Annotated in this window: 13 protein-coding genes; 3 read left to right on the forward strand and 10 right to left on the reverse strand. The window is 61.7% G+C overall.

Going from position 1 to position 14807, the window contains the following annotated elements; translation table 11 throughout:
* Window positions 1-1161, reverse strand: a 1161-nt coding sequence (gene glmS, locus RFM41_RS23155) for a glutamine--fructose-6-phosphate transaminase (isomerizing) (RefSeq protein WP_320319300.1), incomplete at its 3' end; no start/stop codon positions are given.
* A 372-nt stretch (window positions 1162-1533) separates the two neighbouring features.
* On the opposite strand from glmS, the gene RFM41_RS23160 reads away from it, so the two are divergent.
* Window positions 1534-2373: a hypothetical protein gene (locus RFM41_RS23160; protein WP_320251429.1), complete on the forward strand. Its 840-nt coding sequence runs from the start codon at window positions 1534-1536 to the stop codon at window positions 2371-2373.
* A 183-nt stretch (window positions 2374-2556) separates the two neighbouring features.
* Here RFM41_RS23160 and RFM41_RS23165 read toward each other — a convergent pair whose 3' ends face one another.
* Both RFM41_RS23165 and RFM41_RS23170 read right to left on the reverse strand, forming a co-directional pair.
* Complete coding sequence (locus RFM41_RS23165; RefSeq protein ID WP_320251431.1) at window positions 2557-2928, reverse strand: hypothetical protein; 372 nt, start codon at window positions 2926-2928, stop codon at window positions 2557-2559.
* Window positions 2929-3470: 542 nt separating this feature from the next.
* Window positions 3471-3722 carry a hypothetical protein gene (locus RFM41_RS23170; RefSeq protein WP_320319301.1) on the reverse strand — a complete coding sequence of 84 codons (252 nt, stop codon included), beginning with the start codon at window positions 3720-3722 and terminating at the stop codon, window positions 3471-3473.
* A 548-nt stretch (window positions 3723-4270) separates the two neighbouring features.
* Here RFM41_RS23170 and RFM41_RS23175 point away from each other — a divergent pair.
* Complete coding sequence (locus RFM41_RS23175; protein ID WP_320251433.1) at window positions 4271-4564, forward strand: DUF6916 family protein; 294 nt, start codon at window positions 4271-4273, stop codon at window positions 4562-4564.
* On the opposite strand, the gene RFM41_RS23180 is transcribed toward RFM41_RS23175, so the two are convergent.
* From RFM41_RS23180 to RFM41_RS23195, 4 genes are read right to left on the reverse strand one after another with little or no spacing between them, the layout of a single operon-like run.
* Window positions 4546-5118: a GNAT family N-acetyltransferase gene (locus RFM41_RS23180; protein WP_320251434.1), complete on the reverse strand. Its 573-nt coding sequence runs from the start codon at window positions 5116-5118 to the stop codon at window positions 4546-4548. The two genes, RFM41_RS23175 and RFM41_RS23180, sit on opposite strands and share 19 nt — an antisense overlap.
* Window positions 5118-5651 (reverse strand): phage tail protein, encoded by a 534-nt coding sequence (locus RFM41_RS23185; protein ID WP_320251435.1) that lies wholly within the window; start codon window positions 5649-5651, stop codon window positions 5118-5120. Before RFM41_RS23185 ends, RFM41_RS23180 begins: the two co-directional genes overlap by 1 nt.
* Window positions 5652-5708: 57 nt before the next feature.
* Window positions 5709-6239 carry a phage tail protein gene (locus tag RFM41_RS23190; RefSeq protein ID WP_320251437.1) on the reverse strand — a complete coding sequence of 177 codons (531 nt, stop codon included), beginning with the start codon at window positions 6237-6239 and terminating at the stop codon, window positions 5709-5711.
* Window positions 6240-6278: 39 nt separating this feature from the next.
* The gene (locus RFM41_RS23195) at window positions 6279-6809 is read right to left on the reverse strand and encodes a phage tail protein (protein WP_320251438.1); all 531 of its coding nucleotides are present in this window, start codon (window positions 6807-6809) and stop codon (window positions 6279-6281) included.
* A 480-nt stretch (window positions 6810-7289) separates the two neighbouring features.
* On the opposite strand from RFM41_RS23195, the gene RFM41_RS23200 reads away from it, so the two are divergent.
* Entirely contained in the window at window positions 7290-11852 is a 4563-nt protein-coding gene (locus RFM41_RS23200) for a putative Ig domain-containing protein (RefSeq protein WP_320251439.1), read from the forward strand.
* A 153-nt stretch (window positions 11853-12005) separates the two neighbouring features.
* On the opposite strand, the gene pldH is transcribed toward RFM41_RS23200, so the two are convergent.
* Genes pldH through pldA form a run of 3 tightly spaced genes read right to left on the reverse strand, consistent with a single transcriptional unit; the run spans window position 12006 to window position 14796 of the window.
* Complete coding sequence (gene pldH, locus RFM41_RS23205) at window positions 12006-12752, reverse strand: pyridoxal 4-dehydrogenase, SDR-type (RefSeq protein WP_320251441.1); 747 nt, start codon at window positions 12750-12752, stop codon at window positions 12006-12008.
* Between the two features lie 30 nt (window positions 12753-12782).
* On the reverse strand, window positions 12783-13961 hold the full coding sequence (gene ppaT, locus RFM41_RS23210) for a pyridoxamine--pyruvate transaminase (RefSeq protein WP_320251442.1): 1179 nt from the start codon (window positions 13959-13961) through the stop codon (window positions 12783-12785).
* 28 nt (window positions 13962-13989) lie between these two features.
* Window positions 13990-14796 (reverse strand): 4-pyridoxolactonase, encoded by an 807-nt coding sequence (gene pldA / locus RFM41_RS23215; RefSeq protein WP_320251444.1) that lies wholly within the window; start codon window positions 14794-14796, stop codon window positions 13990-13992.
* Window positions 14797-14807: the final 11 nt, after the last annotated feature.

The following is a 14807-nucleotide window of genomic DNA, read 5'->3' on the forward strand; positions in this document are numbered from 1 at the left end:
CGGCAGCACGACGTCGGATTCGCGCGCCATGGTCGATTCGCGCACATTGACGACCGTGCCGATCTTCATGCCGGCCTTGCGGCAATAGCGCAGCGAGGCCAGCGTGTCGGCGGTCTCGCCCGACTGCGAGATGAAGAAGGCCGCATCGTTGGCTGAAAGCGGCATCTCGCGGTAGCGGAACTCGGAGGCGACATCGATATCCACGGGAAGCCGCGCATAGCGCTCGAACCAGTATTTCGAGATCAGTCCCGCAAGATAGGCGGTGCCACAGGCCGAGAGCGCCAGCCGGCCGATCCTGGCGAAGTCGAACGGCAGGTCGAGCGGCTTCGACTTGCCGGAGACGAAATCCACGTAATGCGCCAGCGTGTGCGAGATCACCTCCGGCTGCTCATGGATTTCCTTTTCCATGAAATGCCGGCGGTTGCCCTTGTCGACCATGAAACTGGTCGACAGCGACTGCTGGCGCTTGCGGTCGACCTTGTTGCCGTCGATGTCATAAATCGTAACGCTTTCGCGACGCACGACGGCCCAATCGCCGTCCTCCAGATAGGTGATCGAGTTGGTGAAGGGCGCCAGCGCGATGGCATCGGACCCAAGAAACATCTGATCGCCGCCATGTCCAATCGCGAGCGGGGGACCGTTGCGGGCGCCGACGATCAGGTCCTCGTCGCCCTTGAACATGATCGCCAGCGCGAAGGCGCCGGAAAGCCGCTTCAGCGCCGCATGCGCGGCTTCCACGGGCTTCAGCCCCTTGGCGAGCTCCCGCGCCACCAGATGCGCGACGACCTCGGTGTCGGTCTGTGAGGCGAAAGAGTAGCCGTCGCGGGTGAGCTCGTCGCGCAGCTCGGCGAAATTCTCGATGATGCCGTTGTGGACGATCGCGACGCCGTTGGAAAAATGCGGATGCGCATTGGTCTCGTTGGGCACGCCATGCGTCGCCCAGCGCGTGTGGCCGATGCCGATCGTGCCGTCGAGCGGCTCGTCCTTCAGCCGGCGCTCGAGGTTGATGAGCTTGCCTTCGGCGCGGCGGCGGCCAAGCTCGCCCTTCTCGATGGTGGCGACGCCGGCGGAGTCGTAGCCGCGATATTCGAGCCGCTTCAGCGCGTCGACGATGAGCGGCGCGACTTGGCTTCGACCGACGATTCCAACGATACCGCACATCGCGCTTGCCCCTCCTCTTCAGCAAAGTATCGGCCTGGACGCCGCAGCGACGATATTATCTCCGCTTGACCAGCAGCTGATCGTTCATTCGAAGGAGCTTCACTCAATCCGGCCCGGATTATCGTGCCGAGTCCACCTTGCTGCGACTTATACTGGCTTGGCACCGGCTCGCCTCGAAGCTGGCCCATCGATCGAACAGATGAAGCCGAATTCTTCCGTGCAACCTAAAAAGGAGGACGCGAGGCGAATTTGGTGGATAGTTGAAGCATGCCGATGGGCTCAACTTGGGGGTGTTGCGCAGTCTTTCGAGCCGCGCAACCCATCAAGTCGGCACTCGTCGCGCCAACAACTTCGTCATCAAGGTTCACGCACATGAGCAATTTGTGCATATCGGCGTTGCTCATTGCGCTGATCTGCAGCCAATCGGTGCTGCCTGCGGGGGGAGGTGGCAAAACGCATCACTACACATCCGGTGGCTCGGGCATTGCAATCGCGACCGCGGGCTTCGACCTTGCCGATGTACAAACTGTAGAGCAACTCAATGCCTTGCCGCCCGGGATGAAGGGGCTGATATGGCTAAATGAATCCAGCGGCGTGACGCCAGGCTTCATCGCCAAGGTGAAGCCATTTATCGGCAATCCGCGGCTGTTCGGTTTTCGCCTGTGCGATGAGCCGGACATCACCGGCAAATATCATTCTCCAGCAGTCAGGCCGGCGGACCTGAAAGCGGAAGCCGATTGGATCAGAGCCAATGTCCCCGGCGCAGTTACGTTTGTCACTTTGATGGACATGGGATCTTTCGAAGCCCCGGCTTTCATGAACACCTTCAATCCCGCCAACACGGGGATTGATCTGTTCGGCCTGGACCCGTATCCGGTGCGCGGCAAAGCTTTCGATCTGGACTTCATCGACCGGACGGTCGAAGCAGCCGTTGCCGCTGGTATCCCTCTCGATAGGATTGTGCCTGTATTCCAGGCCTTCGGAGGTGGCAGTTGGAAGACCCGTACCGGAGTGGCTACGGACGTCTACGTACTGCCGACACCGGACCAGGCGAACCAGATATTCACGCGCTGGGCTACCTACTCTCCCGCTCCTGTATTCGACTTTGCTTATGCGTGGGGGTCGCAGAGCGGAGACGTCACGCTGGGCAGCACCAGCCCTGAGGCGCTCGAACTTCGCTTGGCATTCAAGGCGCACAACACGGCGCAGTAGCAACAGCCGTGATCATTTTACCGAAGGTATCCCCAACTTGTGTATGCGCGAACTTTTTGCCGCGCATAAGCCTTTCAATACCCAAAGCGCGCCGCGATCTTTCAGATTCGCTCCATGACTTTAGGTTTTGATTTTACGCATGTCTTTATCCCGAAACCGGTTCCCACCTTCGGGAGACATGCTTTAACCGAACAGATGATGCACTTGGCCGTTCAGCTGGATGCCGAGTCCTCGGCTGCGAAACTTATGGATGATTGACTTCTTTTCTTGCCAGCGACGCTTCTCGGCTTGGCGCCTATGGAACCAAAGGGCACCGCCAGCGACAAGACAACATACGCCAATGCCGAATGTGAAGAGAGGATCGCCCTGTTCTCCGCCACCAAAGAATATCGCCGAGACGATAAACATTCCGCCTGCGAGCACTCCGGCCAGGACTGCTATGCCGTATCTAGAAGGTCCATCGCGTTGACCGCAAAGAAAGCGGTAGCGTTCAGCAAGGCGCGCTTCGTCTTCGCTCAGACTCACAGCGCAGTCTTCGTTGGCTTCGTGCAACATATTCCACCCCTACTCCTTTGCATACGGGGTATCGGCGACAAATGTTTCATTCAAGCGAGGGATAAGTAGCGATTTTTTTGCATCGTTATGACGCCGTCACGATGCAATGCGCAATAACCGGACTAGATCAGAATGACGTTTTCGTCGAACCGTCACCCTGACCTAACTCTTTGTTGGTACATGATCTTCTTCGAAAGCCGGTTCCCGCTTCTCGGGATCATGCTCCAAGGGCGATGTTCAGCGCGGCCGGGCGGCGCTGCGGGACTTGCGACAACCCATATGGGCATGTTGCTAGTCGTGTCTCATGACCGGTGTCATTGGGAGTGTCCTCCATTCGCACGGCGGAGACTTCATTGAGAGTTGCTATAACAGCATCAGCCGGCGCCCTGTATCTAGTCCGTGCCCCCGCCGGTCAGGCCCGGCCCGTGGGCTCCCCCGTTCTCGTGCCGGGCCGCTCGCTTATCGAAATCGATGGCTCCCTCCGCAGCTCAACAGCGCATGTTATCAATAGCGAGCAGAGGGCACTCGATTTTTCCGGCAATTCAACCAACGTCACCCCAACGGTGAACCGTCGGGCCGCCATTCGCGGTCGGCTCCATGATGAGCAAAAGCGCTGAGTGCTTCTCGAACAAAGCCAACTTGTCGGTATACCCGATACGGTTCGCAGCTCCGCAACCCTCACATCTGAAGGTGGAGATCACCTTGAACCATGACCCCTTCCTTACAAAGGCACGGTCACACTCCAGGCATTTGAATTCCAAGTCGGCATCATTCAGCGCCGCGGGCAGGGGCATCGCTCATCTCCAATGACGTATCCCCTCATTCGCCACCCAATGCCTCTTCAAGACTATGAGCAACATCACATGTTAGTGCTGGGCCTATTGCGCCTTGATGACACGACCTCAGTCCCAACCATCGGCAGGTGTCCAGCGACGTTGGACGCGACGAGTTGTGCGACTGCCATCACCGAGCTCGCCGGCTGGCCAATGCCCCAGCTTCATGATCGATAGCTGGTTATCCTCGACCCTATTGGCATCTGGCTGAATACAGAGACGTCAGCGATGGGCTGAAGGGCATACTTCCCATGACGTCCACCGGCAGCTTCGATTCAACCATGTCGGGCACCAGGCCGCCTCGACCGACGGGATTACTCTACCGGCAAGCAACCGCGTGCATCCGGATTGCGGTGGCAAGTCTTGCACACGAGGGAAAACTTCGCAAAAACTTTAGCATCTTGCGAAAATGCAATGTCAGCCAGCCGAGCGACGCGCTATGCCACAAATCACCTGGGGCGAAGCGACAGGTGTTGCCCGGCCAATGATTGAAGAGGGCGGAAGAGGTCATGGAAATTGTAACGCTTGGTCATTTCGCCGGCTGCGTCGGCAGTTCGTTCGACATCGACTTTGGACAAAGCTCAGTCCCGCTAACCCTTGCGGAGGCAAATCCCCTGCTGGAAACCGGCTTCCCCGGGATGCGGCGCTCGCCTTTTTCACTGATATTCCGCAGCGGCTCGCAAGTGGTGCTGCCGCAAAAGCTCTACAAGCTGAAGAACGCCACTCTCGGCCAGATGGAAATCTTCCTGGTTCCCGTTGCCCGCGACAAGGCCGGTATCGTCTATCAGGCGATCTTCAACTGAGGCGCGGGCGGCGGCCAGGATCCGCCCCATTGCATCTCGATATGGGTATCGCTGGTGCCGATTTCACGAAAGTGGAGACGGCGATAAAGCGCCAGGGCGCGCAGATTGCGGCGCTCGACATGCAGCATGACACCGGAAGCCGAACGGGCTTTCGCCTGGCGCTGAATTGCTTTCAGCACGGCCTGTCCCCTGCCGCGGCCGCGCCAATGCGGCAGGTAGCCGATATCTATGACATGCCAGCGGTCGACGCTGGTATCGACATAAAGGCGTCCGATCGGCTCGCCGCCGTCCAGCAGCAGCAGGAAATCGGCGCTGGAAAACCTCGCCACATAGTGGCGGTGCTGAAGATCGAACTGCTGATCGATAAATGCCCGCTTCATCTCCTGCGGCCAAGGCACGGGCTCCATTTCCTCCATGCGGAACGACCAGTAAAGCCGCCGCAGGAAGGCAATGTCGCCGAGCGTGGCGGCGCGGTATGCGCCGCGGGGCAGCGTGAGCCGCGGCTGCGCGACCGATGGAAATGCAGGCAGCTGCTCGGCATCGGTAAACGCCATCACCCGAAGGACGGAAAGGTGCCCTGCATCGCTATGCAGTAGTTAATCGCGAGATAGGGCTGCCGGTTTTCATGCGGCTGGCCCCCTCCGGTAAAGCCGATCATGTTGGCTGGGAATTGCGCATTCGGTTGCGCATTAGCGACAAACAGAGTGGTATCCACTGGCGAGGTCAATGAATTGCCGGCAGATGGCGAGCCCGATTTCTTGGTCGAATCCGGCTGGTTGTAGATCGTGAACTGGTGCATGTGAGCCGGCATTTCGGCGGTCGTCAGCGTCTCGCTGTTCTCGCCGAATGTCTCGCCAATGGTGCGGGGCGTCAGCCCCGGACCCTGGCCCTGATTGCAGCCGGCCCGATTGGCGAAATTGGGCAGCTGAAAATTGGTCTGGCCATTGCCGCCGTAGTTGACGCCTAACAGCGCGAACAGCGCCGTATTTTGCTGGATTGGAATCAAAGCGCCGTTACACGACGCCCACCCATATGGCGCAAAATTAAAACCGAGGATCTGTATCTCTCCGAGGAAAGGCGTGGTCATTGGGATATCCTGCGATCTTGGTGACTGGGCATCTTCCGTTGATAACCTGCGCGCGGTTCAGCCCTGCGACGGGAAAATTCCGGCATAGGCGATGCAGAACTGCACGGTGAGAGTGGGCATCGTGTTGTCGTGGGGCGAGGTCCCGCCGCTGGGCTGCGTCGATTGAGGAGCGGTGATGATGGGCGTCGCGCCGGCAGTATCGGTCACGTACATGGTATCGTTTGCGATGGCCCCGAGTTCGACCGTAGCGGAGACAGATTTCGCGTTGGCGCTCGCAGGCGTCGCAGTCATTGAATGATTGTGCTGCGGCAGCTGCGCGGGCAGCAAAGTCACCGTCTCGCTTCCTCCCAGTTGGCCTATAACGTAGCGCGATAGGCCCGTTCCGGCCCCCTGATGGATCGGCAAGTGTCCCGAAAGCTGCGGCGTGGCGAAAGTGACCTGACCGTCGCCGCCGTAATTGGTGCCAATCAGCGCATACAGCGCGTCATACTGGGAGATGGCGTATAGCGATCCATCGCAAGGCAGCCAGCCGACGGGCAAACGGGGGAAACCGAACATGCGGATTTCTCCGACATAAGGCTCACTCATCGATCAATCTCCATGGAGGTTGGCGCTGGCTGGCAGATATCAGGAGCGCGACGGAAATATCCCGTTCATCGCGATGTTGTAGTTGATGGTCTCGTAGGGCTGTATGTTCGGGTGCGGCTGGTTGCCGCCGACATAGGTCACGGTCGGGCCCGCCAAGGGCACCACGCGACCATTCGGTGCCGCATAGATGGCGTTTGTGGTGGAGCCGTAAAGCGCATTGCTGGGACTGCGCCCTGCGCCGGCTGTCGTGGTTGCGTTGCCGACATGATTGTGCGCCGGCACTTGCGAGGTCAGCAGCGTGACATTTTCGACGCCGCCGGTTTCTCCCAACTGGTAAGGTGAAGGCTGCCAGGCAGCATCGGCCGATGCCCCGAAACCAACCGGCGTGCGGCTCTGCAGGTTTGGCAAAGCGAAATTCGTGGTGCCATTGCCGCCATAGACGGTGCCCAGAAGCGAAAACAGCGCCTGGTTCTGGGCGATCGCGAGGAGCGACCCGTTGCAAAAGGCAAAACCCCTTGGCGGGAAAGCGAAGCCCGTCATCATGATCTGCCCGAGGAAAACTTCGGCCATTAGTTCCCCCTAATATTCTAAGAAACGCGGTTGTATTAAAGATTGCTCATGATTCATGGATTCTGCAAGTGCCTTTTTCATCACAAGATGGACATGATGAAAACTTCATGATCTACTTTGTGTGGGAATCCTGCAGAGAAATCACCCGGGCATTGCGTAGACAGCTAAACATTTGACATCGCGGAATTCTGCGCTTCGGTACTAGATCACATAAAACTGCTGGCATGGGGGCATGCATTGAACTGGAATGCAAAGTATCGCACAGTGCGTGCGCATGCGCTGGCAAGCGGCTTCGCGCTGTGGCTGGCTATGCTCGCGCTTGCTGCCCTTGCCGCCTTGGCGCCATCCCAGGCCCAGGCCGCGACGTCGGTAGGCTGCCCCACCCCGATTGCGATAACGGTGGCGTCTGGCGGCTCTCATCAGATCGACGCCTCGTCATGCGATCCTAGCGGATTCGGAATAAACCCGGAGAGCGACGTTGTGCAACCGGCACACGGCCATGTCACAGTCGACAATGCCGCCGCCGGGTTGCTGACCTACCTCAACAATGGCGACGGCGCCACCTCGGACACCTTCACCTTTCAGGATGCGTCCGCGGGCGTCGTCACGGTCAATGTGACCATTACCCCGGCCACTTCGCCCATCACCGTCAGCCCCGCAACCCTGCCGACGCCAGCGATCGGCGTCTTCTACGACCAGACGCTGACGTCCACCGGAGGCGTCGCGCCCTATACCTATACTTCGGGCGGCGGCAGCTTGCCTCCGGGCCTCAGCCTTGCGTCGAACGGCCGGATCTCCGGCACGCCGACCGGCTCGGGTCCTTACAACTACACCGTCCATGTGACCGATTCGACGTCGCCTACCCAATTGACCGCGGACAAGAGCTACAGCTTCACCGTTCCCGGGCCGACCCTCGTTGTTTCGCCGACCAGTCCGCCCCCCGGCGCAGTGGGCTTTGCATACAGCCAGCAATTCAACACCAGCGGCGGCACCGCGCCCTATACCTACAGTCTCGATAGCGGCGGCCTGCCGCCCGGATTGTCGCTGTCTTCCAGCGGCCTGCTTTCCGGCGTACCGACCACCCAAGGCAGCTTCACATTTGCGGTGAGGTCGGTGGACAGCACGACGATTTCCACTGGCGGTCAATGGTTCGTTGCCCCTAGCATCACCGTGGTCATCAACACCGCGCCGACCATCACTCTTGCCCCCACCACCCTGCCCGGCGGCGCGACTGTCGGATCGGCCTATAGCACTTCCATCACCGCAAGCGGCGGCACGGCTCCTTATACGTTCACGATCAGCGCGGGCTCGCTGCCGGCCGGGATGACGCTGTCCTCGTCCGGCACGCTCTCCGGCACGCCGACTGCTGGCGGCACGTTCAACTTCACCGTCAGAGCCACGGATGCCAGCGGCGCGCCCGGACCGTTCAACGGTACGCAGGCCTACACGCTCACAGTCGCGGCGCCGACGATCACCCTGCCAGCGACGACGCTCGCCAACGGCACGATGGGCCAGGCATATTCGGCGTCGCTCAATCCAGCCACCGGCGGCACTTCGCCTTATACATACGCGGTCACGACGGGGACGCTGCCGCCGGGTGTTGCCCTGTCCGCCAGCGGGACGATCTCGGGCACGCCAACCGCGGCCGGGACCTTCAATTTTTCCGTCACCGCGACCGACAGCAGCACCGGCACCGGTCCCTATTCGAGCGCGGCGCGCGCCTACAGCATCCAGATCGTCGACATCCCGCCGGTTGCGAACCCGGTATCAGCCACGGTTGCCTATAACAGCGGCGCCAATCCGATCACGCTCAACATTACCGGCGGGGCACCAACTTCCGTCGCTATTGGGTTGGCGCCGGCCAACGGCACGGCCATAGCCAGTGGCACGTCGATAACCTACCAGCCCAATCCAGGCTACCATGGCACGGATAGCTTCACCTATACCGCCACCAACTCGGCAGGGACATCGGCTCCGGCGACCGTTACGATCACGGTCAGCAATCCCACGATCACAGTGAGCCCGTCGGGGGCGCTGACCGCGCAAGTCGGCGTCACCTATACGCAGACCTTCACCGCGTCCGGCGGCACCGCGCCATACACGCTGGCGGTGAGCGGCTTGCCGGCCGGCCTTTCCCAGACTGGCACGACGGCGAACAGCGTGACGGTTTCCGGAACACCGACGCAGGCAGGCAGCTTCAGCCTGACGGTCTCCGGTTCCGACAGCAGCACCGGCCCAGTTGCAATCTCGCAGCCCTTCACGCTTTCCGTCGGCGCGCCGACGCTTGCCATGACGCCGCCGGCGGGAACGCTGACCGCTACCTACGGCTCGGCGTACAGCCAGCAGTTCACGGCGTCCGGGGGCACAGCGCCCTACACCTACACCGTCAGCGCCGGCTCGCTGCCTGCGGGCCTGTCGTTGGATGCCGCGTCCGGCATATTGTCGGGAACAACCACCCAGACGGGGTCGTTCACTTTCTCGGTCCACGCAAGCGACAGCAGCACAGGTACCGGCGCGCCATTTGCCAGAACACAAAATTACGTCTTGCAGGTCGGTGCCCCCACCATCACGCTCGCACCCACAACGCTGACGAATGCGACGGCCGCTTCGGCCTATTCGGCCACCATCACCGCAACCGGCGGTGTCGCGCCATACAGCTTCCTGGTCAGCGCCGGCGCCTTGCCGAACGGCCTGTTGCTGGATTCGGCGGGCGTGCTTTCAGGCACCCCGACGCAATCCGGCAATTTCTCCTTCACGGTCCAGGCAACCGACACTCACGGCCAGATCGGCACGCAGGCATACAGCTTCACCATCGGTACGCCGAGCCTGACCCTGTCGCCCGCCGCCATTCCGTCCGGCACGGCCGGAACCGTCTACAGCCAGCCGGTGACGGCTAGCGGCGGCAACGCGCCCTACACCTTCGCGGTGACCGCCGGGACGCTGCCGGCAGGCCTGTCGTTCTCTTCGACGGGAACGCTTTCGGGAACGCCAACAGTTGCCGGCAGCTTCAGTTTCACGGTGACGGCGTCGGACAGCACAAGCGGCACGCCCGGCACCGGCAGTGTGGCCTACACGCTGGCGATCAACGCGCCGACCATAACGCTTGCTCCCGCGACCCTGCCAGCCGGACAGTACGGCGTCGCCTACAACCAGACGATCACGGCCGGTGGCGGCAACACCCCTTACAGCTTTGCGCTGACGAGCGGCTCGCTGCCGGCTGGAATGACGCTGTCATCCACGGGCACGCTCTCGGGCAGCCCCACCGTTGTCGGCTCGTTTCCCATCACCATTACGGCGACCGACAACCTCGGCTTCACCGGCGCGGCGAGCTATACGCTTGCGATCGGCAGCAACCCACCGGTCGCCAACCCGGACACAACCGAGACGCTTGACGGACAGGCGGTCGCCATAAACGTCACGAACAACGACACCGGCGATATCACTTCCATAGCGGTCTCCACCGCACCGGCGCATGGTACCGCGACGGTCAACGGCACCACCATCTCCTACACGCCGGCGACTTCCTTCGTCGGATCGGACACCTTGCGGTACACGGCGACCGGACCGGGCGGAACCTCGGCGCCGGCCACGGTCACGATCAATGTCAGGGCGCATCCGGTTCCCGTCGCGCAGAATGTCACGACGGTATCGGGCAAGGCCGTGGTCGTCGACCTGACCAAGGACGCCACCGGCGGTCCATTCACAACCGCCAGCCTGGTATCGGTGCCGCCGCCCTCATCCGGCACGACGGCGCTCAACGGCTTCCAGATGACCTTTACCCCGACCACGGCGTTCGAGGGCACGGCCACGGTGACATTCACGATAAGCAATGCCTATGCCACGTCGGCCGTGACATCGATCACGATCAACGTCGAGTCCCGCCCGGATCCGACCAAGGATAGCGAGGTCATGGGCATCCTCAACGCGCAGACCGAAGCAACGCGCCGTTTCGCCACGTCGCAGATCGACAACTTCCAGCAACGGCTCGAAGCCCTGCATGACAGCAATGACGGCCAGGAGCCGACCGATGGCCTGGCTTTCGTTCAGGGCATCGCGCTGTCCTTCGACAGCACATGCGGCGACAACGAGCTGGTTGCGCAGGGCGAATCCTGCGGACGCAGCCAGGCGACCGCCCAGGACGGACCGTTCCAGTCCTTCATGGACGACGGCACCACGGCGAGCACGCCAGGCAGCTTCGGTACCGGCAGTTTCGGCCATAGCAAGGTGACGATCTGGACCGGCGGCTCGATCAACATCGGCAAACGTGACGGCGATGGCGGTTACAAGTTCCAAACCACAGGCCTCAGCGCCGGCGTCGACTATCGCTTCAGCCGCGCCTTCGCGATCGGTCTGGGCATGGGTTACGGCCGCGATGCCAGCGACATAGGCGACAATGGCAGCCGCAGCACCGGCCATGCCTACACGGCAGGCATCTATGCCAGCTACCATCCGGGCCAGAACTTCTTCATCGACGGTCTGCTCGGCTATCAATGGCTGTCGTTCGACTCCAAACGCTACTTGACGTCGGGTGGCGGCTTCGTCACCGGCGACCGCGACGGCGGCCAGTGGTTCGCCTCGGTCTCGGCGGGCGTCAAATATCAAGTCGAGGACTGGCAGGTCACGCCTTACACGCGTCTCGACGCGGCCCGCGCGACGCTCGATGCCTTCACCGAGGACGGCGATCCGTCGTCGGCGCTGCACTATGACGAGCAGGATATCGACACCATCACGGGCAATCTCGGCCTCACCCTCGCCTACAAATACCCGGTCAGCTTCGGGGTGATCTCGCCGCAGCTCCGGCTGGAATATCAGCACGACTTCCAGGGCGACAGCGCGATCACCATGAACTACGCCGACATGTTCGGCGGGCCGTTCTACCACACCTCCATCGACGGGCTGGCCCGGGACCGCTTCATGATCGGCCTCGGGATGAACATCCAGACGGCACAGGATTTTGCCGTGCGGTTGGAATATCGCGGCCTGATCGGCAGCGATGGCGGCACCGACAACGGCTTCCTCGTCAATTTGGGCAAGAAGTTCTGATCCTGAAGCCCGTGATGTAGAGCGGGCTGCAGCTGCGGGCTCCTCTTGCCCCAGCGCATTTCACCGTTTCATGGAAACGGCGAAACGCGCTATCTCTTTGTTTTTACGCATGTCCTTGTCCCGAAACCGGTTCCCAATTTCGGGAGACATGCTTTAATACCGGACCATGCCCGCATCGACGTTGATTGTCTGGCCAGTCATCCAGCGCGCATCGTCCGAGGCAAGAAATGCTACGACGTCGGCGATATGTTCGGGCTGTCCTTTACCCTTCATAGCCTGCAGCATCTCGACGAAACCGAACGCCTCGTTGTGCGGACTCGCTTTGACGCCGTCGCTCTCGATCAGGCCCGGCGTCACCGCATTGGCGGTGATGTTGTATTTGCCAAGCTCCGTGGCCAGCGCGCGGGTGAAGCCAATGACGCCGCCCTTGGCAGCGACATAGGCAGCCATGTTCGGCGTGCCGGCGAAGAATGTGTTGGAGGCGATGCTTATGACGCGGCCCGCCTTGCCCGCGGCTCGCATCTGGTCGGTTGCCGCACGGGTGACGATGAAGGTGCCCGTCAGATTGACGTCGATGATCTTGCGCCAGTGTTCGAGGTCGACGTCGTCCCAGGCGATGAACGGAACGATGCTGGCATTGTTGACCAGTATGTCCACGCCGCCGGTCAGCGCCTGTATCTCGCCGAACAGCGCCTTGACCGACGCCGGATCGGAAATATCGGCGACGACGGCCTTCGCCTTGCCGCCGATCGACGCTGCGGCCGCCTTGGCGCCGTCGGCGTTGATGTCGCTGACGATGACGGTCGCGCCATCGGCGGCAAGCCGTGCCGCGATCGCCTTGCCGATGCCTTGTGCGGCGCCCGTGACCAGGGCCGTCTTTCCCGCAAGCCGTTCAGTCATCAAAATACTCCCTCAATCCGATGATTTCGTTCAGGCGTCCGCGTCAATGACGCTCAGTGCCGCGTCGATGCCCTTGCCGACCGCAAGCTTCTGGCCGGCCGCGTTCATGGCGCCGCCGAGTGCCGTCAGCGCCGCGATTGCATAGATCGGTTGCGCGGTCGGACCCATGTGGCCGATGCGCGTCAGCTTGCCCAGCGTCTCGCCGCGACCTGACGAGAACACCACGCCGTAACGGGCGCGGGCAGCGGCCCGAAGCGCCTTTTCGTCGATACCATCGGGCGTGCGGACCGACGTGGTCGTCGGCGAGGCGATGGCATCGCTGGCGGGCCAGATCGACAGGCCCATGGCGACGACACCGGCGCGCATGGCCTTCGCCGTCAGCGCATGGCGCGCCCAGACCGCCTCCGGCCCTTCGTCAAGGTAGAGATCCAGCGCCACGTCGAGGCCATTCATCTCGGCAACCGACGGCGTGAAGGGGAAGGGCTTGTCGCGCGACCAGGCGTCTTCCCAATCGACGATGCTCAGCATCGAAGCGCGAGGCGCCGCCTTGTTGGCCTTCATCTTGGCCCAGGCCCGCTCGCTCACCCCCATCATGGTGAGGCCGGGAGGCGCGCCCAGGCATTTGTTGGGGCCAGTGACGTAGATGTCGGCCTTGCAGTCCTCGGGATGCGTCTTCATGCCGCCAAAGGACGAAACCGCGTCGACGATCAGGTAGCCGCCATGCGCCGCCACCACGGCACCGATGGCGTCGATCGGATTGATCGTGCCCGACGGGGTGTCGTGATGGCAGACGGAGACGACGGTGACCTCCGGATGCGCCTTCAGCATGTCGGCGACAGCCTGCGGGTCGATCGCCTCGTTGTAGGGCACTTCGATTTCGAGCAGATTGGGCGAATAGCGCTTTGCCCAATAGCCGAACCCCTTGCCGTAGACACCGGAGGCAAGGTTGAGCACGACGTCGTCGGGCGTGATCAGCGATGCCGCAGCCGCCTCGAGGCCCAGCACCGGCTCGCCATGCAGGATGACGGGCCGGCTGGAAAGCCGCATCGCCTTTTGCGCCTTGCCGACCACCTTCTCGTAGAAGAGCTGGAAAGCCGGGTCATAGTCATAGAGCACGGTGCGGCCGAGGCCGCGCAGCACGTCGGGGTAGGCGTTGACCGGTCCCGCGGTCAGGGTGATGACCGAATCGGCGTGATCGGGATAGCGCATGGGCGTGGGTCTCCGGATTGGCGGCGGGTCAGCCGTAGAACTGCGTGCCGGTCTTGTAGGTCTTGAAGTTGTCCATGTCGTGCGAGTACATCAGCTCCGCGCCGTGATCCTCGGCCAGCTTCTTCACCTTGCGCATCGAATTGACGCCCGCGACCGGGTCGATGTGGAAGGCCGCCTGGCAAAGCGTTTCCAGGCTCTTCTGCGTGTAAGCGGCGTCGATGGTGAACATGATCGGCTTGCGCTTGGAAAACTCGACCAACAGGCTGTAGTGGCCGATCGAATGGCCGGGCGTCGAGATCAGCTTCACACCCTTGGCCAAATCGACATCGCCCTCGATGCCCTCGAAGGTCGAATTCGCGCGCGTCGTGCCTTCCAGCAGCTGTGCGGTGGCGCCACGGGCTTCCGCTGCCTCGGCCGAGAAGCTGAGGTCCGAATAGCCGAGATGTTCGAAGGGCTGCGGATTGCAGGCCTGCGGCACCTCTGAGCGGTGGCAGATCTTCTTGGCATGCGGAAAATACTTATTGCCGCCGCAATGGTCGAAATGGAAATGCGAGTTGACGACGACGTCGATGTCCTTCGGTTCAAGCCCGAGCAGGCCAAGCGCGCCGGGAATGGTCTGATGCTTCTCCTGGATCGGCTTCTCGAAGGGCAGCACCTTCATGACGTGGTCGTAGTCGTAGCCGGTGTCGATCAGGAACCGCCCCTCGGCATGCTCGATCAGGATCGAATAGACCGGGAAGCGGACTTCGCCGCCGGGGCCGCGATTCCAGAACACGTGATAGCCGTCGAGAACGAGCGAGCCCCCGTCGAGCAGGTAGACCTTGGTATCCGACATTGTTGCCTCCT

Source organism: Mesorhizobium vachelliae, from assembly GCF_033977325.1.
Classification (GTDB): domain Bacteria; phylum Pseudomonadota; class Alphaproteobacteria; order Rhizobiales; family Rhizobiaceae; genus Mesorhizobium; species Mesorhizobium vachelliae.

Coding starts and splice junctions, on each gene's coding strand:
- RFM41_RS23175 (WP_320251433.1), top strand. CDS start 4,271: ATGGAAATTGTAACGCTTGGTCATTTCGCCGGCTGCGTCGGCAGTTCG.
- RFM41_RS23190 (WP_320251437.1), bottom strand. CDS start 6,239: ATGAGTGAGCCTTATGTCGGAGAAATCCGCATGTTCGGTTTCCCCCGT.
- pldH (WP_320251441.1), bottom strand. CDS start 12,752: ATGACTGAACGGCTTGCGGGAAAGACGGCCCTGGTCACGGGCGCCGCA.
- RFM41_RS23160 (WP_320251429.1), top strand. CDS start 1,534: ATGAGCAATTTGTGCATATCGGCGTTGCTCATTGCGCTGATCTGCAGC.
- ppaT (WP_320251442.1), bottom strand. CDS start 13,961: ATGCGCTATCCCGATCACGCCGATTCGGTCATCACCCTGACCGCGGGA.
- RFM41_RS23170 (WP_320319301.1), bottom strand. CDS start 3,722: ATGCCCCTGCCCGCGGCGCTGAATGATGCCGACTTGGAATTCAAATGC.
- RFM41_RS23180 (WP_320251434.1), bottom strand. CDS start 5,118: ATGGCGTTTACCGATGCCGAGCAGCTGCCTGCATTTCCATCGGTCGCG.
- RFM41_RS23165 (WP_320251431.1), bottom strand. CDS start 2,928: ATGTTGCACGAAGCCAACGAAGACTGCGCTGTGAGTCTGAGCGAAGAC.
- pldA (WP_320251444.1), bottom strand. CDS start 14,796: ATGTCGGATACCAAGGTCTACCTGCTCGACGGGGGCTCGCTCGTTCTC.
- RFM41_RS23195 (WP_320251438.1), bottom strand. CDS start 6,809: ATGGCCGAAGTTTTCCTCGGGCAGATCATGATGACGGGCTTCGCTTTC.
- RFM41_RS23185 (WP_320251435.1), bottom strand. CDS start 5,651: ATGACCACGCCTTTCCTCGGAGAGATACAGATCCTCGGTTTTAATTTT.